We start from the raw sequence: 21,417 nt of genomic DNA on the forward strand, positions 1-21,417 counted from the left end.
CTGGGCGGGCTCTGCACTGGGCGGGCTCCGCGGACGAAATTTCGAACCCCGGCCGACGCTTCCACCGCCTCAGAGGCCCCGGCCCACCGGCGCCCCGCCGTGGCCGACGTAGGTCCCCTCCCGCTGCCAGCCTCAGGGTCGGGCTTCAGAAGAGCGTTGACTCCACCGGCGGCTCCAGCAGGTGAGCGCCGTTGTTGCGCACGTTGCCGACGTCCGGGCGTACCGCTCGGATCTCGATGCTTTCCAGCTCGCTCAGCGGAAGCGGGGCGAGCAGCCCGGCCGGGTCGCCGCCGCCGGCCAGCCAGTCGGGCCAGCGGTCTCGGGGCAGGATCAGCGGCATCCGGTCGTGCACGCGGGCGAGGCCGCCCAGGGCTGCCGTGGTCAGGACGCTGCACGTCACCACCGACTCCGGGCCCCAGGCCGTCCAGATGCCGGCGAAGGCGAGCGGCGAGCCGTCGGCCGGGGTCATGTAGAACGCCTGGCGCTGCTTGCCGTCGCGCAGCCACTCGAACCAGCCGTCGGCGGGCACGAGGCAGCGCCGCTTGGCGAACGACGAGGCGAAGGCCGGGGAGGTGGCCACCGTCTCGGAGCGCGCGTTGATCATGCGGGAGCCGGCTCGCAGGTCCTTGGCCCAGGGTGGCACGAAGCCCCAGCGGGCCGTGTCGAGCACGCGGGCGTCGTGGCTCTGGGACACCCGCACGACGGGCACCGGGTCGGTGGGCGCGACGTTCCAGCTCGGCCCCAGCGACTCGGCCACCGGCACGGCTTCGAAGAGGTCGCTGAGGTCGGTCTCGCTCCGCGTCGTCGCGTACCGCCCGCACATGCCGCTGAACGGTACGCCCTTCGGCGCCTTCGATGTGTCCCGGTCGATCGCGTCCCGCCGGCCGGGAGCCTCCGGCGAAAATGTCAGGGGGCCCGGGCAGAATGGCGACCGTGACAGCTGAAGCTCGCCCCTGGCTCGCCCCGACCGCCTCCGGCCCGGTCGGCGGTGTCGTGCGCCTGCCCGGTTCCAAGTCGATGACGGCGCGGGCGCTGGTGCTGTCCGCGCTGGCCGGTGAGCCCTCGGTGATCGAGCGGCCGCTGCGTGCCCGTGACACCGAGCTGATGGCGGCGGGGCTGCGTGCCCTCGGCGTCGGGGTCGACACGAGCGTGGACGAGCGCTGGGTGGTCGAGCCGGGTCCGTTGCGCGGCCCGGCCCGCGTCGACGTCGGCCTCGCCGGCACGATCATGCGGTTCCTGCCGCCCGCGGCCGCGCTGGCCGAGGGCACTGTCGAGTTCGACGGCGACCCCCAGGCGCGCAACCGGCCGCTGCGCCCGATCGTCGAGGCGCTGCGGGCGCTGGGCGTGTCGATCGACGCGTCGCCCGCCGGCGGGTTGCCGCTCACCGTGCGCGGCGCCGGGCTGGTCGAGGGCGGCGAGGCGGTGATCGACGCCTCCGCGTCCAGCCAGTTCGTCTCGGGGCTGCTGCTCTCGGCGCCCCGCTTCACCAAGGGCCTGCGGCTGCGCCACGAGGGGCCGCCGGTGCCCTCCGCGCCCCACCTGCGCATGACGACCCACATGCTGCGCGCCGCCGGTGCCGCGGTCGACGAGAGCGTCCCCGACGTGTGGACGGTCGAGCCGGGCGCGCTGCGCGGGCGCACGTGGGTCATCGAGCCCGACCTGTCCGGTGCGGCGCCGTTCTTCGCGGCCGCCATGGTCACCGGCGGGTCGGTCACCCTCGCCGGCTGGCCGGCCGAGAGCTGGCAGCCGGCCGCGGCCGTCGCCGAGCTGCTCACCGCGCTCGGCGCCGAGGTCACCCAGTCGGCCGAGGGCCTCACCGTGCGGGGCACCGGCTCGCTGCGCGGCATCACCGCCGACCTGTCCGAGGTGAGCGAGCTGACCCCGGTGGTCGCCGCGCTGGCCGCGCTCGCCGACGGGCCGTCCGAGCTGCGCGGGGTCGCGCACATCCGGGGCCACGAGACCGACCGCATCGCCGCGCTCGCCACCGAGCTGGGCAAGGCCGGCGCCGAGGTGACCGAGTTCCCCGACGGGTTGCGCATCGTGCCGGGCGCGCCGCGGGCCGCGAGTTTCGAGACCTACGCGGATCACCGGATGGCACACGCCGCGGCGGTTATCGGCCTCGCTGTCCCGGGCACAGCACTGACCGACGTAGCGTGTACGTCGAAGACGTTGCCCGAGTTCCCCGAACTCTGGGCGGGACTCGTGGCGAGGAGCTAGATCTGCCTGCGCGCAAGCGGGAGTACGACGAGGACGACGTCCGGATCCGTCCGGGCCGTTCGTCGCGCCCGCGTACCCGGACGCGGCCCAAGCACGACGACGCCGTCGACGCCCTGGTGATCACCGTGGACCGCGGCCGCTACGGCTGCGTGCTCAGCGACGCCCCGCCGGACAGCCCGGTGATCACGGCGATGCGGGCCCGCGAGCTGGGCCGCAAGTCGGTGGTGGTCGGCGACCGCGTCGCCCTGGTGGGTGACGTCTCGGGCGCCGATGGTGCCCTGGCCCGCATCGTCCGCATCGCCGAGCGCACGTCGGTGCTGCGCCGCACGGCGGACGACGACGACACCACCCCCGAGGGCCGCCTCGAACGCGTCGTCGTGGCGAACGCCGACCAGCTCGTCATCGTGAGCGCGCTGGCCGACCCGCCGCCGCGCACCGGCTTCATCGACCGGTGCCTCGTCGCCGCGTACGACGCCGACATCGAGCCGCTGCTCTGCCTGACAAAGGCGGACCTGGCCGGCCCCGAAGCGGTGCTCGACTACTACGCCGAGCTCGACCTGCCGTACGTGCTGGTGCGCCCCGACAGCGACCTGACCGAGGTGCGCAAGCGCCTGGCCGGCAGCATCTCGGTGCTGGTCGGCCACTCCGGCGTCGGCAAGTCCACCCTGGTCAACCGGCTGGTCCCCGACGCCCTGCGCGCGGTCGGCGCGGTGAGCGCCATCGGCAAGGGCCGGCACACGTCGACCAGTGCCGTCGCCCTGCGCCTGCCGCCGGTGGGCCGCTCCCGCAAGGACCCCGGCTGGATCATCGACACTCCCGGCATCCGCAGCTTCGGGCTCGCCCACGTCAGCGCCGAGAGCCTGCTGCACGGCTTCCCCGACCTGGTCGAGGGCACCCTCGACGACCAGCCCAACTGCGGGCACACGGCCAACGACGCCGGCTGCCGCCTCGACACCTGGGTGGCCGAGGGCAAGGCCGACCCGCGCCGCCTGGCCTCCTACCGCCGCCTGCTGGCCTCCCGCGCCGGCGACACCGACTCCCGCGACACCCCGCCCGACGACACACTCACGGCCTGACCCGCCGCTCCCCTGACGGCCCGTGCCGACCGCCGGGCGTGTCGGCTTTCCGGGCGTGTCGCGAGCCGGGGTGGCGGGTGGGGGCGGGTCAGTGGCCGGGTGAGGCGAGCGCCCGACGGGCGACTGGTCCGGCAAGGCGAGGCAGTCCCGCGGCAAGGGCGGGGCCGGGGCGGGCTCTCAGGCGCGGGACAGCGTGGATCGACTAGCGTGCGGGCATGGCCGGTTACGCCGACGATCTGTCGCTTGCCCACTTGCTGGCGGACACCGCCGACTCGATCTCGATGGGTCGGTTCCGGGCGCTCGATCTGCGGGTCGAGTCCAAGCCCGATCTGACGCCCGTCTCGGACGCCGACACGGCGGTCGAGCAGGCGATCCGGTCGACCCTGGCGCGGGCCCGGCCGCGCGACGGCGTGCTCGGGGAAGAGTTCGGGCACACCGTGGCGGCCGCCGGGCCGGGGAGCCGGCGGTGGGTGATCGACCCGATCGACGGCACCAAGAACTTCGTGCGGGGCGTGCCGATCTGGGCCACCCTCATCGCGCTGATGGAGGGCGACACCCCGGTCGCGGGTCTCGTCTCGGCGCCGGCGCTCGGCCGGCGGTGGTGGGCGGCGCGCGGCCACGGCGCGTACGCGGGAAAGCACCAGCACGCGGCCACCCGGATCAACGTGTCCGGCGTGCGGCGGGTGGCCGACGCGAGTTTCTGCTTCGCGAGCCTGTCCGGCTGGTCCGACGCCGGCCTCCTGCAGAACGTCGTCGACCTGAGCCTCGCGTCGTGGCGGAGCCGGGCCTACGGCGACTTCTACGGATACATGCTGCTCGCCGAGGGCGCGCTCGACGTCATGGTCGAGCCGGAGCTGTCGCTGTGGGACATGGCCGCGCTCATCCCGATCGTCACCGAGGCCGGCGGCTCGATCACCGACCTGGCCGGCCGCGCGACCGCCGACAAGTCCTCGGTGATCGCCACGAACGGGTTACTGCACGAGACGGTCCTGACGGCCCTGACGCCGAAAACGAGGTAATTCTGTAGCCCTGCGTGACAGGGCGGGCACCCAGCCGGAGAATGCATCGCTGTTCGCACCCGAACCGCTGAACCCGGGCCGCGGCTGGTCTATCGTGCGTCAGGTGGTGTCCTCGGGCTGGCTCTTCCTCACGGCCATGATTCTGGCGTACGGGGTGGCTAACCTGCTGCAGTCGGCGGCTGCGGCACGCACCACCGTGCACCACACGTTCGACCCGGGCCTGCTCGTGCGGCTCGCCGGCCAGCGCACCTACCTGCTCGGCATCGGCTGCCAGGTGCTCGGCTTCGTGCTGGCGTTCCTGGCCCGCGAGGACCTTCCGCTCTTCCTGGTGCAGGCGAGCGTCGCCGCCGGGCTGGGCGTGACGGCGCTGCTCGGCGTCCTCGTCCTGAAATGGTCCCTGCCCGCCGCCGAGATCGCCCTGCTCGCCCTGCTGCTGGTGGGCATCGCCGCGCTCGTGCATTCGGCCAAGCCCGCTCCGGCGCGCCCGCTGGGCGCTTTCGCCGTCGCCATGCTGGCCCTGTCGGTCCTGGTGATCGCCGCTTCCGGCTTCTTCGCCGTACGCCTTCAGGGCGCCCTCGGCTCCGTCGTCCTCGGCTCGCTCGCCGGCGTGGGGTTCTCGGCCGCCGCCATCTGCGCCCGTCCGCTCGCCAACGAGCACTCGGCCCTCGGCTTCTTCGGAAATCCGCTGCTCTACCTGCTCGTGGTGCACTCGCTGGTGGGCCAGCTGCTGCTCGGCCTGGCCATGCAGCGCGGGTCCACCACCGCCGCGGTGGCCGCCATGGACGCGGGCGGCGCCGTCCCCGCCGCGATCGTCGGCCTGCTCCTGCTCGGCGACCAGATCCATCCCGGTCGCGGCTGGCTGGGCGCGCTCGGCTTCGTGGTGACCCTGGCCGCCGTCATCGGCCTCACCCGCTACGCGGAGCCCCAGCACCACCACGTCGTCGCCGACGTGCCTCGCCACGAGAAGGCACCTTTGCAGCCGGCCGCCACAAGCCGCTGACGATCCCGGCCCGCGACCGCCGGCCGCGGTTGGAGCGGGGTGAGCTGAGGTGAGGTGGGGTGGGGCCGGACGCTGAGTACCGGGCGGCGTAGGGCCCGGACGCGGAAGGCGGGGCGGCGAAGGCCCGGACGCGGAAGGCGGGGCGGCGTAGGCCCGGACGCGGAAGGCGGGCGGCGTAGGCCCGGACGCGGAAGGCGGGGCGGCGATGGGGCCTGACGCGGAAAAGATGAGCGGCGCTGTGTGACGGTGGCCGCTTGCTGGGGTTAGCGCGGCGCTCCCGTGCATGAGTGAGCGGCACACGGGTAAAAAGCTGACCATGGCCTCCATGCGGTTATGTCCCGATTGAGCCCGGTCCCGGGGAGCGGGCCGCCGTCAAAATGCGAATCGGGCACGCGTTATGCACAATGGAGCGATCATGTCGAGGGAGCTGCGGCACCTGGTGGACCGCGGGCAGGCGTACCCGCTGGTCCAGCTCCATGGGGTGCTCGACGCCGGTAGCGCTCCCATGGTGCGTTCCCTGCTGCTCGACCTGCTCGCCGAGCAACCGGAGGCGGTGGTCGTCGACGTCGCGGGGCTGAGCCCGGACGGGCCCGGGGCGACCGGAGTGCTCCGGGAGGTGCACGAGGAGACCGCCGACTGGCCCGCCGCCCATCTCGCGCTCTGCGGCACCGCCGAGACCGCCGCCTGGCAGAGCACCGGCTGGCCGGTCTGGCCGGACCGTGCGCAGGCGTTCGCCGCGCTCGGTGAGCCCGATCGGGAACACCGGGTCAGCATCGAGCTGGAGCCGGCCGTCGGCGCCGCCCGGCGCTCCCGTGAGCTGATCACCGAGTCGTGCGGCCGATGGGAGTGCCCCGAGCTGGCCGGCCCGGCCTGCATCGTGGTCACCGAGATGGTCAACAACGTGGTGGCGCACGCCCGCACCTCGATGAACGTGCTGCTGGCCACGCACGGCGACGGCATGAGCGTGGCCGTGCGCGACCGGTCCGCGACCGTGCCGAGCTTCCACGGCGGCCCGGTGCCGGTCACCGCCTACGGCGGCCGGGGCATGCTGCTGATCGATTCCGTGGCGACCCGGTGGGGCAGCCTCCGGCTCGACGGCGGCAAGGTGGTGTGGGCGCTGCTCAGCGACGAGGAAGCGGCGAAGACCACGCAGCGGAAACCGAACGGCGCGAGCATGGCGGACCCCGCTCGCGGGTAGATTGCGCTCATGCGAGACAACGACTACCCCGCCGAGGTGTCCGACCCGGAGGCCTCGGGCCTGCCGGACACCGCGGATGACGATTCGACCGCCTACGACGAGGTGGAGAGCGGCCGCTGGGCGGACGGCGCCGACCCGGCCGCGCTGGCGGGCGTCGGTCCCGGCGGCTCCAACCGCTTCGGCGACACCGCCGAGGAGGCGCGCGAGGGCGAGTCCCTCGACTACCGACTGCGCCAGGAGGAGCCGGACTTCGGCGCCGAGGACCCGATCCCGCAGCGCCGCGACCCGATCGACGAGACGGTCGACAGCTCCGAGCAGCGCGACTTCGACGCGGACGTGTGGGGCGCCAGCCCGACCTCCGACCCGAAGTCCCAGGTGTCGCTCTACGACGACGGCCAGCTCGACGACGACGACCCGCAGCCGGTCGGCCGCCTGGTCGCCCCGGACGAGGGCTACGGCTTCGACGACGAGGCCGACAGCGTGGCCTACGACGCCGGCGCCTCGGGTGGCGGCGCGTCCGCCGAGGAGCTGGCCATGCACGAGACCAACGCCCCCGACTACGACTGATCGAGCCCCTGCTCGATCACATAGCGGGTGAGCTCCACGCGGTTGTGCAGCTGGAGCTTGCCGAGCGTGTTCTGGACGTGGTTCTGCACGGTGCGGTGGCTCAGCACGAGCCGCTCGGCGATCTGCCGGTACGACAGGCCCTTCGCCACCAGGCGCAGCACCTCCGTCTCCCGCTCGGTGAGCTTCGGCGCGGCCTCCCGCGGCCCGGAGGGCCCGCCGGCCACCGCGAGCCTGCGGAACTCGCCCAGCACCAGCCCGGCCAGGCCCGGCGTGAAGACCGTGTCGCCGGCCGTCGTGCGGCTCACCGCGTCGAGAAACTCCTGGAGCCCCGCCGACTTGAGCAGGTATCCGGTGGCTCCGGCCTTCATCGCGTCGAGCACGTCCTGCTGCTCGCCGCTCGCCGACAGCATGAGGATCCGCACGCCGGGCACCTCGCGCAGCAGCCCGTTGATCACCTCGACGCCGGAGACGTCCGGCAGCTGGAGGTCGAGCACGACCACGTCGGGCCGGGCGGCCGCGGCGATGCGCACCGCCTGGCGCCCCTCGCCGGTGGCCGCGACCACGTCGTAGCCGGCGGTGGTCAGGTCACGGCTGACGCCCTCGCGCCACATCGGGTGGTCGTCGACCACCATCACCCGGATCGCAGCGGTCACCGGCTCACGATATGTGGTGCCCGCGGCACGGTCATCTCCACCTCGGCGCCCTGCCCGGCAGCCGAGACGATCTCCACCCGGCCGCCGAGGTCGGCGATGCGGCCGCGGATCGACTGGGCCACCCCGAGCCGTCCCTGCGCCTCCGCCTGCGCCAGCCGGTCGGGCGCGATGCCGCACCCCTCGTCCCGCACGGTCACCACGACGTCGGCGGGCTCGTCCTCCACGAAGACGTACGCCTTGGTGCCGGGCGCGCAGTGCTTGGCCACGTTGTCCAGCGCGGCGGCCACCGCCAGCCGCAGCTCGCGCGCCGTGGTGGCGGGCAGGCGCACGGGCCCGGCCGGCCCGGACACCGTCACGACCGGCGACGCGTACGCCTCCAGCAGCGCCATCAGGTCGAGCTCGTCCCCCTGCGGATCGCTCAGCGCCCGCCCCGCCATGAGGCTGCGCAGGGCCGTCTCCTGCTCCCCCGCGAGCCGGGCCAGCTCGCCGGCCTCCCCGTCGAGGCCCGCCCCGCGCCGCTTCACCATCGCGAGCACCTGGAGCACCGAGTCGTGGACCTCGCGGGCGAGCCGCTCCCGTTCCCGGGTGGCCGCCTCGAGCTCGACGGCCCGGTGCAGCCTCTCCTGGGCCAGCTCGGCGATGCGCACCAGATAGCCGACAGCGATCGCCGCGAGCAGCATCAGCACCGCGCCGGTGAGCGCGGCCTGGTCGTAGTGGGCCCGCACGATCAGGTCGGTGACGCCCATGGCGAGCGCGGCCGCGATGCCGCCCCGGCGCCCGCCCGCGACCGCCCAGCACAGCACCGGCGCCACGTGCCACGCGACGGCCAGGGTGGGCAGCCCCTCCTCCAGGCCGGTCCGCCCGACCACCAGCACGCTGCTGCCGAGCGCGGCCATGGTGATCAGCAGGTCGGCCACGAGCAGCCGCGGCCGGCGGCGGGCCGGATCGGCGTACGCGTAGGTGGTCACGACCGTCCACACGGCCATCAGAGCCAGCACCGGCCACGCCAGCACCGGCCGTTGGTAGTCGCCGACGTTGCTGACGACCAGGATCGTCGCGTACGTCAATGCGGCGATGCGGTAAACCGCGATGGCCCTCCACAGCGGGGCCTCGAATCCGCTGTCGCGTCCGTCCGGCATGCCGCGACCATCCCACACGGCGCTCACCACCGGCAGGCCGCACTGCGAGAAGATCAGGCGTGGCCTAACGTCGAAGGATCAGTACCGAGGTTCTGCTCTCCGAAACCTTCGACCACAGCTCGATCACCGTGCTGCGGCACGCCGTCGCGTCCGGCGCCGCCGAGGCCGGTCTGCGCGGCGACCGCCTGGACGATTTCGTGGTCGCGGTCAACGAGCTGCTCACCAACGCCGTGCGGCACGGCGGCGGGCTGGGCCGGGTCTCGCTGTGGCGCGCGGACGACTCCGTGGTGTGCGAGGTCAGCGATTCCGGCGAGGGCCTGCCCGCCCGGCGGCCCGACCGTGCGGTGCGGCCGGCGGCGACTCAGCCCGGCGGCTGGGGGCTGTGGCTCGCCGAGGAGCTGACGGACACTTTCGAGCTCCGCACGGGCCGCGGCGGCACGACGGTTCGGGTGTCCAGCCGATGTTCCTTAAGAGAGCCTTAAGCCGCGGCCCCCGATCTTGCGCGAACGACTCTCACGTTCCACAGTCGTCCTGCTGTTACTGGGGTGGTTCGACGGGAGATCGTGGTGCGACAGGCACGTCACCGTACCGGCACGTCGACATGGCCGATCCGCCCGCGCGCGGTGGCGGCCCTGGCGGTGGCGATCGCCGGGCTGGTCGCGGCGATCTACCTGCCCGGGCGCAACGACGTCGCCGACGCCTCCGAGCGGCGCTCCTCCTTCTCCGACGACTTCGACGGCGGCCGGCTCGACGCCGCGAAGTGGCTGATCGACGGCGACGACCGCGAGAACGGCCGGCAGGACCGCGGGAAGCTCGTCGTCGACCGTCTGATGAGCACCCGCAAGGCGTTCGCGCAGCCGTTCGGGCACGCCGAGGCGCGCATCAAGGTCAGCCGGGAGACCGGTCCGTGGCGCGCGTTCGGGGTGGTCGACAAGTACGGGCGGGTGCTGCGCGGCACCCTCGAGACGCTCGGCGAGGACGCGGACCCGATCTCGGGGGACGACTTCCACACGTACGTCATCGACTGGTCCCCCGACGCGATCGTCTGGTCGGTCGACGGCAAGCCGGCCCTGCGCCTCGTGCCCGAGGAGCCGGGACTACCGATCGCGCTGGTGCTCAACCTGGCCACCGACGGCCGCCGGCCCGGCCGCATGGTCGTCGACTTCGTGCGCGTGACGGCGAGCTCCAAGCCGCTCCCCGCGCCCTCGGTGCCCCCGTCGGCACCGACCGGCGCAGCCCCGACGAGCACAGCGCCGACCAGCACAGCGCCGACGAGCGCAGCCCCGACGAGCGCAGCCCCGACGAGCACCGCACCCACCAGCGCGACTCCCACCAGCCCCAGCGCCGCTCCCACGAGCAGCGCCCCGGCCGTCGCCGCGTGGAAGACCTTCACCGCGTACAAGGCGGGCGATCTCGTGACCTATGCGGGCGTGACCTACCGGGTCAAGGAGGCGCACACCTCGCTGCCCGGCTGGGAGCCGCCTGCGCTGCCCAACCTCTTCCAGAAGGTCTAGTTCGCGATGCGGTAGGCGTCGCCGTAGACGCTCCAGCTCAGCGGCGCCGCCAGGTCGAGGTTGCTGCCGCCGAGGAACCGGCGCTGGGCGGTGTCGACGCGGCTCGTGTCGCTGTGCGCCTCCTCGGTGCGCATCTCGGCGACCCGGGCGTTGAGGAAGGCGTTCAGAAAGGCGGGCTCGTCACCGCCCTGAGCGGGCGTCCTCGCCGAGCGCATCGCCGCCGCGCGGATGCCCCGCAGGCCGGACACGCCGTGCATGACCGCCGCGTCGAAGTAGGCGAACTGGCCGAGCGCCCGCAGCCCGTCGAGCCGGGCCAGGCGTACCGCCGGGATGAAGTACATCGCGTCGCGCGCGTCCTCCTGGACCTTCTGGAAGACCGGGTCCTTCGCCGCCGCCCGCCAGGCCGCCGGGAAGCCGGGGTCGAGGCCCGCGTGCGAGTCGGAGCCGTCCACCGTGCGCAGCGCCGGGAGGTAGCGGGCGAGCCCGTTCGCCGGCTTGCGGGCGGTGTAGGTGAGCACCACCTCGAGCATGTCGGAGGTGCCGGAGCAGAAACCGGCGATGCCCGCCGTGTAGCCGCGGCCGTCGCCGATGTCCTCGATGTAGCCGTACGAGTTGCGCCAGCTCAGCGTCGAGTTCTCGGCGCTCGACACGAGCTTGAGCGCGGCCTCCTTCTTGCGGCTGTCCTCCAGCCCCGAGGCGGCCGAGCCCGTCGCCGGCGCCGCGGCCGGCAGCGCCTGGGACGCCGGGCCGTACACCCGTACGTCGCCGAGGGAATAGCCGCCGGCGCTGGACGCCCGCTGTGTCGCGAGCACCCGCACGAACCGGCCCGTGCCGTTCAGCCGCTTGAGGTCGTCGGTGCCGCCGTTGCCGGACGTGGTCGCGTAGAGGCTCGTCCAGTTGGCGCCGTCGACGGAGCTCTGCACGCGGTACGTCCTCGCGTGCGCCGCGCCCCAGCGCAGCGAGACCCGCTCGATCCGCTTGACCGCGCCCAGGTCGACCCGCAGCCACTGGGTGCCCGGCCCGGTCGCGCTGGCCCACCGGGTGACCGTGCTGGCGTCGGTCGCCCGGGCCGCCGTGGCGCCCTGCTCCGCCGACGAGGCCACCACCGGGCGCCCCCGCGAGATCAGCACGTTGTTGCTCGCGCCTGCCGCGACCGAGATGGCCAGGGGAACGCAGAGGACGGCCGCCACCCCCGCGCCGAGCGCCGCCGTCCGGATACGCATCCCTCAACGCTAGGCCGGGATGCGCCCTTGATCCGCGGACTTGGCGAAAAGCTCTACTTCCGCTTGCGGTTACGGGAGATCAGCACGATCGCCAGGATGATCGCCGCCACCACGAACAGGCAGCACAGGCCGCCGAAGAGCCCGAGGAATCCGAACCCGCCGCGCCGGCGCCGGGATTTTGCCGCCTCGATCGCGACGTCGGCGACCCCGTTGCTCGCCGCCCACGCGTGCACGGGCACGACCAGCGTCAACACCGCGCCGGTCACCGCCGCGGCCGTCCGGGACCACCACTTCACCACTGCAGACATGCGTTCCATCCTGACCTACTCACGCAAGAAGAGACTGACGGACTACCCCCGGATCCGGCAGGGTATGACAGCGGGACAGAACCGAGAGGGGTGCGGATGGACGCCGATCTGGCGGCACTGGCGACGGCTCACGGCGTGGCCACCTGGTACGAGGACTGGCGGCGCGAGCGCAGGGACGTCTCCGCGGAGTCCGTCACCGGGGTGCTCGGCCTGCTGGGCGTGGACGCCACCACGCCGGCCGCGATCAGCACCGAGCTGGCCGCCGTGCGCGAGCGCGAGCGCCTCGGCCGCATGCCGGGCACCGTTGTCGTCCGGCAGGGCAGCGGCCGCGACCTGCCCGGCCCCGCCACGATCGAGCTCGAGGACGGCACCACCCGCGAGGCCACCGAGGTGCCCGGCGACCTGCCCCTCGGCTGGCACCGGCTGCTCGTCGGCGGCCAGGACATCACCCTGGTCGTGGTGCCCACCGAGCTGCCCGAGCCGCCGCAGACCTGGGGCTGGATGCTTCAGCTGTACGCGTTGCGCTCCGCGCGCTCGTGGGGCATGGGCGACCTGGGTGACCTGCGGGAGTTCCTCGGCGTCTCCGGCTCGCCCGGCCTGGTGCTGCTCAACCCGCTGCACGCGATCACGCCGACGCTGCCGGTGCCGTCCTCGCCCTACTCGCCGTCGAGCCGCCGCTTCGTCAACCCGCTCTACCTGCGGATCGAGGACATCCCGGAATACCAGCGCGCCGAACCGGCCGTACGCAAGAAGATCGACGCTCTGCGGCCGGAGACGACCGGCCTGATCGACTACAGCGCCGTCTGGGAGGCCAAGAGGGCCGCGCTGGAGCTGCTCTGGCCACTGGCGGGCGCGGCGGACACCGATCTCGACGAGGGGCTCACCGACTTCGCCCGGTTCTGCGCCCTCGCCGAGGAGCACGGCCCGAACTGGCGCGCCTGGCCTGCCGAGTACCAGCGGCCCGACGCGCCGGCCGTCAAGGCGTACGAGAGTGAGCGCATCGCCTTTCACGCCTGGCTCCAGAGGCTGCTCCTGGACCAGCTGGAGGCGGCGAACAGGGAGGCCCGTGAGCGCGGCATGCCGGCCGGCGTGGTGCACGACCTCGCGGTCGGCATCGACCCGAACGGCGCCGACGGCTGGCTGCTGCAGGACGTGCTCGCCGAGGGCGTGCACGCGGGCGCGCCGCCGGACGCGTTCAACCAGCTCGGCCAGGACTGGGGACTCGCCGCCTGGCGGCCCGACCGGCTCATCGAGACCGGCTACGCCGCCTACCGCGACATGCTGCGCCGCATCTTCCGGTACGCGGGCGGCCTGCGCGTCGACCACGTGGCCGGGCTGTGGCGGCTCTGGTGGGTGCCGCCGGGCATGGGACCGGACGGCGGCACGTACGTGCACTACGACCCCGAGGCGATGCTCGGCATCCTGGCGCTGGAGGCCCACCGCGCCGGCGCCGTCGTGATCGGCGAGGACCTCGGCACCGTGCTGCCCGAGGTGACCGAGGGCCTGGAGCGGATGAACATGCTCGGCTCCGCGGTGCTCTGGTTCACCCGCGACGACGACGATCCCGACGGCGGCTACCTGCCCGCCGAGAAGTACCCGCGCAACGCGCTGGCCTCGATCTCGACCCACGACCTGCCCACCGCCGCCGGCTTCCTCGCCGGCGAGCAGGTCAAGGTGCGCGCCGAGCTGGGCCAGCTCGCCGGGCCGGTCGAGCAGGAGCGCGAGAACGCGGCGAAGGACCGCGCCCAGCTCCTCGACGCGCTGCGCGCCGCGGGCCTGGTCACGGCGGCGAGCACGGACGCCGAGATCATCGTGGCGATGCACGAGTTCCTGGCCCGTACGCCGTGCCGCTTCGTGACCGCGTCGCTCTACGACGTGCTGGGCGAGCTCGACCAACCCAACCTGCCCGGCACCATGGACGAGTACCCGAACTGGCGGATGCCCCTCAAGACGGGGCTGGAGAAGATCGCCGAGGATCCCCGCGTTCACGCGATCGCCCGGATCCTCGGCGAGAGAAAGGCGAGCCGATGAGTTTCCTGGACAAGGCCAAGGACTTCCTCGACAAGCACGACAAGCAGGTCGACCAGGCCCTCGAAAAGATCGGTGACGAGGTCGACAAGCGCACCGGGCACAAATACTCGTCGCACATCGACAAGGGCGTCAACGAGGCGCAGAAGCGCACCGGCGACGGCGACACCCGTCCCTGACGTTTCCCTCCTTCCCGCTCGGGAAGCAAAGAGGTGTCCCCGAGCGAGAAGGAGCGGGAAATGGGCTTCATGGATAAGGCCAAGGACTTCGCCGACGACCACGACGAGCAGGTCGACCAGGGTCTCGAGAAGGCCGGCGACCAGATCGACGACCGCACCGGAAACAAGTACTCCTCCCAGGTCGACAAGGGCGTCGACGAGGCGCAGGAACGCACCGGCGCCGGCGACACCAACGGCTGAGTCAGACGGCCAGCGGCGGGGGCGGCGGATCGTCGTCCACCGCGTGCAACATGGGGTGCAGCGGGACGAAATTGTCCCGCTGCCTGCACAACAGGGGCGGCAGCAACGACGAACGGTGCTCCGGGTGCTCGGCGCAGTGGCGCATGGCCCGGTTCACCGCGTCGCTGTGGTGCCGCCCTCCGCCGTACTCCCCGCAGTTGACGCAGTCCCAGCGCCAGAACGCGGGACCCTCGTCGGAGAGGTGACGCCGGATCTTCAACGGCGGGCCGGCCTCCTCCTGGGCCGCGGCGAGGATCGCGGGCATCGCCCCGGCCGGCGGCGGGCCCAGCGGGCGGCGCGGTTCGGCGCCGATGATGTGCGCAAGCACGTTGCTCGTCGACACGGCTCACCTCCGTACAGAAAAAGAGAGACGACGCCGAGAAGTCTGACCGCTGGAATCCGGTTCAGGGCCGGAATTCCGGAATGGCCCCCCAACGCGGTGACGGCGCAAAAGCGGGAACCGGGATACTTGCCCCGTGGCACAGCGCAGGAGGTCCGAGCGAATCGTCGAGACGGTCGCCTCCGGAGTCGCCGAGGTGATCCCCGACCCCGACCGCGACAGTGCCTTCACCCTGGTGCTCGACGGCGCGCCGCAGTCGCACGTCGACCTCGCCGACCCCACCCATCTGGAGTTCGAGTACATCCGCCGGATGGCCGCCGCCATCGATCTGATCGCCCCCGCCGGCAAGCCGCTGCGCGCGCTGCACCTCGGCGGTGGGGCGCTGACACTGCCCCGCTACATCGCGGCCACCCGGCCCGGCTCCGCCCAGCGCGTGATCGAGATCGACGGTCCGCTGGTCGAGCTGGTCCGCAGGTCCCTGCCCCTGCCCGCAAAGGCCGCCATCCGGGTACGCGTCGCCGACGCCCGCGCCGCACTGGAGGGCATGCGGGACGCGGGGTACGACCTGATCGTGCTCGACGTCTTCGCCGGCGCTCGCACCCCGGCCCACCTGGCCTCGGTCGAGTTCGCCCGCGAGGTGGCCCGGGTGCTCGACCCCACCGGCTGGCTCGTCGCCAACATCGCCGACGGCCCTCCGCTGCGGCACGCCAAGGCCCAGGTCGCCACGATCCGGGCGGCGCTGCCGGAGGCCTGCCTCGTCGCCGACGCCGGGGTGCTGCGCGGCCGCCGCTTCGGCAACCTGGTGCTGCTCGCGGGCCGCACGTCGCCCCCGGTGGCCGAGCTGTCCCGCCGGGCCGCGGGCGACTGGTTCCCCGGACGCGTCGAGACCGACCTCGACCGGTTCACCGGCGGGGCGCCACCCGTGACGGACAGTGTCGCCGTAGCGTCACCACTTCCACCGGCCGGCCTCTTCGGTAACCGTAGGTAACCAATTCCGGTCCAAAGGGTTGAAGCCTTACCGGCCTGTCGTGTACTCGTCAGGAAATCCGGTGTGATTCGCGCTTGCCCACTTGTTTGGCTACCGGCACCCCGCTGTAATCGGTTACGGCTGCGTGTGGGGGCGTGGCCCGAACTGGGGGGAAGCCGCGCATGCCGGACAAGTACTTCGCGTCCGCAGGAGCCGAACGGGGTCCTGCGCCCACAAGCGCGGCACCAGCCGGATCGTCACTGCGCGAGTCGATACAGAGCGCAACCGAGCGCGTGCTGTGGAACGGACAGTGCGCCGTCGCCGAATACGCGTTCGACGAGCCCGCCTCGATGCCGCGCTGGACGCTGCCCGAGGAGACCGAGGTCGTCGTCACCGAGGAGCGCGTCGTCTACCGCGACCCGGCCACGCTGAGCACCGGCGAGCTGCGCTGGCCCTGGCCGCAACACCTGCGCGTCCAGCCCGGCAACCGCGACTCCGGCCGCTCCGCCACGGTCACCCAGATCCAGCTGGTGTGCGCCGGCCCCGACGGCTCCTTCCCCGCCCTGGTCTTCGCCGGCGGCGACCTGGCCGCGGTGGGCGACGCCGACCGCCTCGCCAACACGCTGCGCCAGGCGATCGCCCGCTACCGTGTCGAGCACGCCACCGAGCTGGGCATTCCGGTGCTCCAGGCCCGCATGCTGTCGCGCCTGGTCATCGGCCCGGAGTTCACCAACTTCCAGGGCGGCGAGGGCCAGACGGTGACGCTGATCGGCGCCGTTTCGGTGCAGCGTTTCTCGGCCGAGCCGCAGAATCCTTGGGGTGCCGCGGGCTACGCCCCGGCCGACGCCTCGCCCCAGCCTGGCAGCGCTTACACCCAGCCGGCCGGCGCGGACGCTTACACCCGGCCCGCTGACGCCTACGCTCAGCCCGCTGACGCCTACGCTCAGCCCGCCGCTGCCGACGCCTACGCCGCCCAGCCCGCCGCTGCCGACGCCTACGTCCAGCCCGCCGCCGCGGACGCCTACGCCGTCCAGCCCGCCGCCGCGGACGCCTACGCCGCCCAGGCCGCCGCCGCGGACGCCTACGCCGCCCAGCCCGCTGACGCCTACGCTCAGCCCACCGCTGAGCACGCTTACGCCCAGCCAGCTGACGCCTACGCCCAGCCCACCGCCGTCGACGCCCATGCTCAGCCCACCGCCGCGGACGCCTATGCCCAGCCGCCGGCCCACGCCGCGCCGGAGCCCGCCGCCTACGACAACAGCCGGCCCGGTTACGCCGCCGGCCCCTACGCCGCGTCGGCCCCGCCGATCGTGTCGGGTGCCGTGCCCGGCTCCAGCGCCGCCGCCGGCTCCGCCCCGGTTGTGCGCTCGGCGGCGCCTGCTGCGGCCACTCCGTTCATCGTGCCCGCGCCGGCTCCGACCCCGCCTCCCGTGCCCGGCGTGAGCTCCGCATCTGTGCATGGTGGGAGCTCCGCCTTTGTGCCTGGTGTGACCTCCGCGCCGCCCTCCATGTCGGGCGTGGCCTCCGCTCCCTCGGCCGTGCCCGGGGCTGCGTCCGCGCCCCCTTCCCCCTCCGGGCCGACGTCCGCAGGACCGGCGCCCACTTCGCCGCCCGCCGGCCGCCCGGCCGGCGAGAGCTGGCGTGCCCAGCCCGCCGACGAGGTAGCCCTGCACGGCCGCCCCGACCTGGACTCCCGCGCCGCGAGCCTCGCCGCCCGAGTGGCCGACCTGGTTTCCAGTGGCGCCGAGGTCGACGCCACCCGCCCGACCGGCGAGACCAACCTCTCCGCCTTCCTTGAACGCCCCGTGCCCCGCTCGCCGGAGCCACCGCCCTACGGCGCCCCCAGCCCCACTTCGGGCGCCGGCCGGGGCAACCCCACCCCGAGCCCCACCTCCGGCGCCGGCTGGGACACCTCCGAGCGAGCCGAGTCGGTGCGCCGCACAGCCGCCCGCTTCGCCGGAAATGCCGCCCGCGGCCGCGGCTCGATCCCCCGCCAGGACACGGGAGAGGTCCCCAGCCCGGGCAACCACCGCCAGGCCTGAGCCCGCCCGCCGCACACGGCCTGACGTCACGGTCGGCTCAACGCAGCCGCTCACGCTCGTCGCGGGCTCAGCCGCGCGCGGAATCAGGGACAAGACAGAACGTTCGTTCTCCCGGAAGCCCGACTTCGAGTCGCCCCGATCCGGGCTCAGCCCTACCCAAGCGAGCGGACCCGCAAGACAGAACGTTCGTTCTCCGCAACGCGTGACTCCGGCACCCATGATCGAGGCCCAACCCGTCCGGGCCAAGCCCACCCGCAAGACAGAACGTTCGTTCTATTGGAGCCTGGGGCGCGGCACGGCACGATCCAGCCTCAGCTCCGCGGGAACCACCCCACCACAACACAGAACGTTCTCCACAATGCCCCGCCCCGGGCACCCAGGAACCAGGCCCAACCCCGCCAAGCAAACTCACCCAGCAAGACAGAACGTTCGTTCCCCCTAACGCCACCCCGGCACCCACGAACCAGATCCGACCCACCGAGCAAACCCACCCCAGCAAGACAGAACGTTCGTTCCACCGAAGCCTGGGCACGGCACGGTCCAGCCTCAGCCCGCCGGAGCCGACCCACCACAAGACAGAACGTTCGTTCCACCGGCAGCCGAGCACGGCCCGGATTGGCGCGGCATGACACGGCGCACGACCGACGACAGCGCCCAGCGACCCAGAACGAGACAGAACGTTCGTTCTACCTGCGCGAGCGTGCCCAGTGCCAGCGGCGCACCGCCCGGGCCGAAACGAGCGCACGTCAACAAGGCCGCGGCGAGACAGAACGTTCGTTCTCCCCCTGTCGCCGCTCGGCCCCAATTGAGTTCAATCCCCCGAGGCTGCTGCTCGACGGCGTCAGCGGCCCGGTCCAAGCGCATGGGACGGGGCGAGACAGAACGTTCTGCCTCGCCCCGAGCCCGCGGCTCAGGCGTGTGCCTGACCGGCGGCCTGGGACTCGGGGACGAAGCAGGTGCCGGCGGCGACGCGTTCCTCGTGCAGGCGGTGGGCGCGGTGGAGCAGGTCCATCAGTTCGTCCTCGGCGCGGATGCGGGCTCGGTACTTCTCCGGCAAGCTCTTGAGGCGCGCCTCCTCCACCAGCAGCTTGTGGAAGATCTCGTCGCAGTAGGCGGGGTCGGTCTCGATGTCGAGGAACTCCGTCGCGTGGCGGCGGGCGGCGGCCACGTAGGTCTGGGCGCGGCCCTTGGGGCTCAGCAGGGACGCCACCACCGTGATCAGCAGGATGGCGACGATCAGCGAGAGGGACAGCGCCGTGGAGATCTCGACGACGTGGATGGACTCGCCGTTGTTGATGAACGGGACGTTGTTCTCGTGCATGGCGTGCAGGATCAGCTTCACGCCGATCAGGGCGAGGATCGCCGCCAGCCCGTACGAGAGGAAGACCAGCCGGTCGAGCAGGCCGTCGATCAGGAAGTAGAGCTGGCGGAGGCCGAGCAGCGAGAACGCCGTCGCCGTGAAGACCAGGTAGACGTTCTGGGTGAGGCCGAAGATCGCCGGGATGGAGTCGAGCGCGAACAGGATGTCGGTGCCGCCGATGGCCACCATGACCAGGACCATCGGGGTCAGGACGCGCTTGCCGTTCTCGTACGTGAACAGCTTGTCGCCGTCGTACTGGTCGGAGGTGCGCAGCACCCGGCGCGCCAGCCGGACGATGAAGTTGTCCGGTTGTTCCTCCTGGTCGCCGTGCTGTTCACGGAGCAGGTTGCCGGACGTGATCAGCAGGATCAGGCCGAACAGGTAGAACACCCAGGCGAACGAGTTGATCAGCGCGGAGCCGAGGAAGATGAAGCCGGTGCGCGCGATCAGGGAGACCACGATGCCGACGAGCAGCACCTTCTGCTGGTCGGCGCGGGGCACCTTGAAGCTGCCGAGCAGCAGCAGGAAGACGAAGAGGTTGTCGACCGACAGCGCTTCCTCGGTCACATAGCCGGCGAAGTATTCGGCGCCCATCTGGTTGCCGCCGAAGATCCACACGCCGACGCCGAAGAGGATCGCGATCGAGACGTAGATCGACGTCCAGCGGGCGGCCTCGCCGAGCGAGGGGATGTGCGCCTTGCGGACGTGGAAGAAGAAGTCGAACAGCAACAGCCCGACGATGCCGAGCACGGTCGCCACCCACACCACACCCGACACATCCTGCATGCGCTCATCCTAGGGCGACTATGTGACCGCGGCGCGACGTTGGGAGGCCGTGAGGAAGAGCACGTCGGTGAGGTCGGCGCCGCGCAGGTCGGTGCCGCGCAGATCGGCGCCCGTGAAATCGGCCCGGCGCAGATCGGCGTCGCGCAGGTCGGCGCCGATCAGCAGCGCGCCGCGGAAGCTCGCCCCGCGCAGGTCGGCCTTGCGCATGCGGCGGCCGATCAGGTTGGCGCCGCTGTGGTCGGGGCGGTTACGGCCGCGGGCGAGCTCGCTGGCCTTGCGCAGCAGCGGGTTGACCTTGCGCCGGTGCGTGTCGAGGTCGAGCGCGCGCAGATCCTCCGGCGTTCCGCCGGCCAGACGATCGGTCGCGCTCAGGGCCTCTTCCAGTTTCGGGTGTACGCGACGCGCCTCGTCCAGCTTCAGCGCCTCGGCGAGGTACCACATGATCTCGTGCAGTTGCCGCATCACGGGCAGCACGGCGAACATGGGCCCGGACAGCTCGGGCGCCTCGCGCCAGGAACGGCCGCCGAAGGTCTCCTGAGTGATCCGCTGGCCGGCCCCGAAGCAGTCGAAGACGACGCAGCCGTGGAAGCCGCTCGCGTCGAGCCGGTCGTGGATGCGGCACCGGAAGTCGTCGGCCAGGTTGAGACAGGGTTGGCCGGCCGCTTTGTTCACGGCAAAGTCTGACGATTTGGCGAATGCGGGCGCGACGCAGCACAGCCCCGCGCAGCGGGTGCAGTCGGCGTGGAGTTCTCGAGAGGTCATACGGCCCTCACTGTCGCAGACCGTCCCGCGCGCCCGAATACCGGCTCCCCAGGGCACCTGAACTGCAACTCCTCCGGCTTCAGGTGGGTCCCCGCAGCGGCCGAAACAACAGGTGTCCGAGAGCAACGCCGCTGAGGGCAAGCAAAACCCCGGACCGAAACCGGGACGGAACGGATAACCGAAACCAGGGGAGATACAGAATGCGCAACATCCTTCAGATCGTGGGCGGCGTCGCCGCCGCTGGTGTCATCGCTGCCGGCACGACGGCCCTCACCGGCTCCGGAACGGTCTTCGGCGGCCTGAACGGCGGCACGGCCACCCAGTTCGTCGGCGGTACGGTGCAGCAGACCATCACCGGCGCGACCGTCGACAACGTCGTCTACCTGAACGACGCCACCGGCACGAAGACGACCTCGATCGCGGTCACCGTCAGCGGCGCGACCAACAAGTACCTCACGCTGACCCCGGGCGGCACCGGCCTGAGCACGATCGGTGACGGTACTGCGGCCGACGAGTGGGCGTGCACCGGTGCCATCACTGGTGGACCGATCTACCACGCCTCCGCGCCGAAGGTTCAGCTCACTTCCTCGCCCGCCACCGTCACCTGCGTGCCGTCGCTCGCCAGTGGTCCGCACCAGACGCAGGGCTGGTACAAGGGCCTCACCACCCTGGACATGGCGGTCACCAACAGCTAATCCACTTCGCTCGGCAACTCGGAGTGCGAGGCTAGCTCATAGCCTCGCAAATCCGGAGGAACCGA

The 21,417-nt window shown here is 72.4% G+C and carries 21 protein-coding genes and 1 pseudogene; 14 read left to right on the top strand and 8 right to left on the bottom strand.

Annotation, left to right across the window (positions count from 1 at the left end; genetic code table 11):
• Nucleotides 1–145: 145 nt before the first annotated feature.
• Nucleotides 146–823: an SOS response-associated peptidase gene (locus Ade02nite_RS43065; protein ID WP_203776809.1), complete on the bottom strand. Its 678-nt coding sequence runs from the start codon at nt 821–823 to the stop codon at nt 146–148.
• Between the two features lie 101 nt (nt 824–924).
• On the opposite strand from Ade02nite_RS43065, the gene aroA reads away from it, so the two are divergent.
• The 6 genes from aroA (at nt 925) to Ade02nite_RS43095 (ending at nt 7,077) form a co-directional block, all read left to right on the top strand.
• Nucleotides 925–2,217 carry a 3-phosphoshikimate 1-carboxyvinyltransferase gene (aroA, locus tag Ade02nite_RS43070; RefSeq protein WP_203776811.1) on the top strand — a complete coding sequence of 431 codons (1,293 nt, stop codon included), beginning with the start codon at nt 925–927 and terminating at the stop codon, nt 2,215–2,217.
• Between the two features lie 2 nt (nt 2,218–2,219).
• Complete coding sequence (gene rsgA / locus Ade02nite_RS43075) at nt 2,220–3,293, top strand: ribosome small subunit-dependent GTPase A (protein ID WP_203776851.1); 1,074 nt, start codon at nt 2,220–2,222, stop codon at nt 3,291–3,293.
• A gap of 215 nt (nt 3,294–3,508) precedes the next feature.
• Nucleotides 3,509–4,312, top strand: coding sequence for a histidinol-phosphatase (hisN, locus tag Ade02nite_RS43080; RefSeq protein WP_203776813.1), 804 nt, complete (start codon nt 3,509–3,511; stop codon nt 4,310–4,312).
• 136 nt (nt 4,313–4,448) lie between these two features.
• A complete protein-coding gene (locus Ade02nite_RS43085) occupies nt 4,449–5,312 on the top strand; it encodes a hypothetical protein (RefSeq protein ID WP_203776853.1) in 864 nt (287 codons plus the stop codon).
• Between the two features lie 415 nt (nt 5,313–5,727).
• Nucleotides 5,728–6,510, top strand: coding sequence for an ATP-binding protein (locus tag Ade02nite_RS43090; RefSeq protein WP_239169464.1), 783 nt, complete (start codon nt 5,728–5,730; stop codon nt 6,508–6,510).
• Nucleotides 6,511–6,519: 9 nt separating this feature from the next.
• On the top strand, nt 6,520–7,077 hold the full coding sequence (locus tag Ade02nite_RS43095) for a DUF5709 domain-containing protein (protein WP_203776817.1): 558 nt from the start codon (nt 6,520–6,522) through the stop codon (nt 7,075–7,077).
• Here the strand turns inward: Ade02nite_RS43095 and Ade02nite_RS43100 are convergent.
• Both Ade02nite_RS43100 and macS read right to left on the bottom strand, forming a co-directional pair.
• A complete protein-coding gene (locus Ade02nite_RS43100) occupies nt 7,068–7,709 on the bottom strand; it encodes a response regulator (RefSeq protein WP_203776855.1) in 642 nt (213 codons plus the stop codon). The genes Ade02nite_RS43095 and Ade02nite_RS43100 overlap by 10 nt on opposite strands.
• Nucleotides 7,710–7,726: 17 nt before the next feature.
• Nucleotides 7,727–8,869 carry a MacS family sensor histidine kinase gene (gene macS / locus Ade02nite_RS43105; RefSeq protein WP_203776819.1) on the bottom strand — a complete coding sequence of 381 codons (1,143 nt, stop codon included), beginning with the start codon at nt 8,867–8,869 and terminating at the stop codon, nt 7,727–7,729.
• Nucleotides 8,870–8,997: 128 nt separating this feature from the next.
• Between macS and Ade02nite_RS43110 the strand changes: the two genes are divergently transcribed.
• Nucleotides 8,998–9,351, top strand: a complete 354-nt coding sequence (locus tag Ade02nite_RS43110) for an ATP-binding protein (RefSeq protein WP_239169465.1) — start codon at nt 8,998–9,000, stop codon at nt 9,349–9,351.
• Nucleotides 9,352–9,435: 84 nt separating this feature from the next.
• Entirely contained in the window at nt 9,436–10,383 is a 948-nt protein-coding gene (locus Ade02nite_RS43115; RefSeq protein WP_203776821.1) for a carbohydrate-binding protein, read from the top strand.
• Here the strand turns inward: Ade02nite_RS43115 and Ade02nite_RS50520 are convergent.
• The gene (locus tag Ade02nite_RS50520) at nt 10,380–11,606 is read right to left on the bottom strand and encodes a chitosanase (protein WP_203776823.1); all 1,227 of its coding nucleotides are present in this window, start codon (nt 11,604–11,606) and stop codon (nt 10,380–10,382) included. The genes Ade02nite_RS43115 and Ade02nite_RS50520 overlap by 4 nt on opposite strands.
• Before the next feature lie 53 nt (nt 11,607–11,659).
• Nucleotides 11,660–11,914, bottom strand: a complete 255-nt coding sequence (locus Ade02nite_RS43125) for a hypothetical protein (RefSeq protein ID WP_203776825.1) — start codon at nt 11,912–11,914, stop codon at nt 11,660–11,662.
• 96 nt (nt 11,915–12,010) lie between these two features.
• On the opposite strand from Ade02nite_RS43125, the gene malQ reads away from it, so the two are divergent.
• Genes malQ through Ade02nite_RS43140 form a run of 3 tightly spaced genes read left to right on the top strand, consistent with a single transcriptional unit; the run spans nt 12,011 to nt 14,361 of the window.
• Complete coding sequence (malQ, locus tag Ade02nite_RS43130) at nt 12,011–13,945, top strand: 4-alpha-glucanotransferase (protein ID WP_203776827.1); 1,935 nt, start codon at nt 12,011–12,013, stop codon at nt 13,943–13,945.
• Complete coding sequence (locus Ade02nite_RS43135) at nt 13,942–14,121, top strand: antitoxin (protein ID WP_203776829.1); 180 nt, start codon at nt 13,942–13,944, stop codon at nt 14,119–14,121. The genes malQ and Ade02nite_RS43135 overlap by 4 nt, the downstream gene beginning before the upstream one ends.
• A 60-nt stretch (nt 14,122–14,181) precedes the next feature.
• Nucleotides 14,182–14,361, top strand: a complete 180-nt coding sequence (locus tag Ade02nite_RS43140) for an antitoxin (protein WP_203776831.1) — start codon at nt 14,182–14,184, stop codon at nt 14,359–14,361.
• 1 nt (nt 14,362) lies between these two features.
• On the opposite strand, the gene Ade02nite_RS43145 is transcribed toward Ade02nite_RS43140, so the two are convergent.
• A complete protein-coding gene (locus Ade02nite_RS43145) occupies nt 14,363–14,743 on the bottom strand; it encodes a hypothetical protein (RefSeq protein ID WP_239169466.1) in 381 nt (126 codons plus the stop codon).
• A gap of 133 nt (nt 14,744–14,876) precedes the next feature.
• On the opposite strand from Ade02nite_RS43145, the gene Ade02nite_RS43150 reads away from it, so the two are divergent.
• Nucleotides 14,877–15,728: a spermidine synthase gene (locus Ade02nite_RS43150; RefSeq protein ID WP_203776833.1), complete on the top strand. Its 852-nt coding sequence runs from the start codon at nt 14,877–14,879 to the stop codon at nt 15,726–15,728.
• A 272-nt stretch (nt 15,729–16,000) separates the two neighbouring features.
• Complete coding sequence (locus Ade02nite_RS43155; protein WP_203776835.1) at nt 16,001–17,749, top strand: hypothetical protein; 1,749 nt, start codon at nt 16,001–16,003, stop codon at nt 17,747–17,749.
• A gap of 1,159 nt (nt 17,750–18,908) precedes the next feature.
• Here the strand turns inward: Ade02nite_RS43155 and Ade02nite_RS43160 are convergent.
• A pseudogene (locus tag Ade02nite_RS43160) lies at nt 18,909–19,895 on the bottom strand (TerC family protein); the annotation flags it as partial.
• Between the two features lie 18 nt (nt 19,896–19,913).
• On the bottom strand, nt 19,914–20,657 hold the full coding sequence (locus Ade02nite_RS43165; RefSeq protein WP_203776861.1) for a pentapeptide repeat-containing protein: 744 nt from the start codon (nt 20,655–20,657) through the stop codon (nt 19,914–19,916).
• A 200-nt stretch (nt 20,658–20,857) separates the two neighbouring features.
• On the opposite strand from Ade02nite_RS43165, the gene Ade02nite_RS43170 reads away from it, so the two are divergent.
• The gene (locus Ade02nite_RS43170) at nt 20,858–21,352 is read left to right on the top strand and encodes a hypothetical protein (RefSeq protein WP_203776839.1); all 495 of its coding nucleotides are present in this window, start codon (nt 20,858–20,860) and stop codon (nt 21,350–21,352) included.
• Nucleotides 21,353–21,417: the final 65 nt, after the last annotated feature.

Source organism: Paractinoplanes deccanensis, assembly GCF_016862115.1.
Classification (GTDB): Bacteria; Actinomycetota; Actinomycetes; order Mycobacteriales; family Micromonosporaceae; genus Actinoplanes; species Actinoplanes deccanensis.

What these genes read in the sequence shown, in the direction of transcription:
- Ade02nite_RS43100 (WP_203776855.1), bottom strand. Translation starts at nt 7,709, where the DNA reads ATGGTGGTCGACGACCACCCGATGTGGCGCGAGGGCGTCAGCCGTGAC.
- Ade02nite_RS43170 (WP_203776839.1), top strand. Translation starts at nt 20,858, where the DNA reads ATGCGCAACATCCTTCAGATCGTGGGCGGCGTCGCCGCCGCTGGTGTC.
- Ade02nite_RS43090 (WP_239169464.1), top strand. Translation starts at nt 5,728, where the DNA reads ATGTCGAGGGAGCTGCGGCACCTGGTGGACCGCGGGCAGGCGTACCCG.
- Ade02nite_RS43140 (WP_203776831.1), top strand. Translation starts at nt 14,182, where the DNA reads ATGGGCTTCATGGATAAGGCCAAGGACTTCGCCGACGACCACGACGAG.
- malQ (WP_203776827.1), top strand. Translation starts at nt 12,011, where the DNA reads ATGGACGCCGATCTGGCGGCACTGGCGACGGCTCACGGCGTGGCCACC.
- Ade02nite_RS43125 (WP_203776825.1), bottom strand. Translation starts at nt 11,914, where the DNA reads ATGTCTGCAGTGGTGAAGTGGTGGTCCCGGACGGCCGCGGCGGTGACC.
- Ade02nite_RS43135 (WP_203776829.1), top strand. Translation starts at nt 13,942, where the DNA reads ATGAGTTTCCTGGACAAGGCCAAGGACTTCCTCGACAAGCACGACAAG.
- macS (WP_203776819.1), bottom strand. Translation starts at nt 8,869, where the DNA reads ATGCCGGACGGACGCGACAGCGGATTCGAGGCCCCGCTGTGGAGGGCC.
- Ade02nite_RS43065 (WP_203776809.1), bottom strand. Translation starts at nt 823, where the DNA reads ATGTGCGGGCGGTACGCGACGACGCGGAGCGAGACCGACCTCAGCGAC.
- Ade02nite_RS43165 (WP_203776861.1), bottom strand. Translation starts at nt 20,657, where the DNA reads ATGACCTCTCGAGAACTCCACGCCGACTGCACCCGCTGCGCGGGGCTG.
- hisN (WP_203776813.1), top strand. Translation starts at nt 3,509, where the DNA reads ATGGCCGGTTACGCCGACGATCTGTCGCTTGCCCACTTGCTGGCGGAC.
- Ade02nite_RS43085 (WP_203776853.1), top strand. Translation starts at nt 4,449, where the DNA reads ATGATTCTGGCGTACGGGGTGGCTAACCTGCTGCAGTCGGCGGCTGCG.
- aroA (WP_203776811.1), top strand. Translation starts at nt 925, where the DNA reads ATGGCGACCGTGACAGCTGAAGCTCGCCCCTGGCTCGCCCCGACCGCC.
- Ade02nite_RS50520 (WP_203776823.1), bottom strand. Translation starts at nt 11,606, where the DNA reads ATGCGTATCCGGACGGCGGCGCTCGGCGCGGGGGTGGCGGCCGTCCTC.
- Ade02nite_RS43095 (WP_203776817.1), top strand. Translation starts at nt 6,520, where the DNA reads ATGCGAGACAACGACTACCCCGCCGAGGTGTCCGACCCGGAGGCCTCG.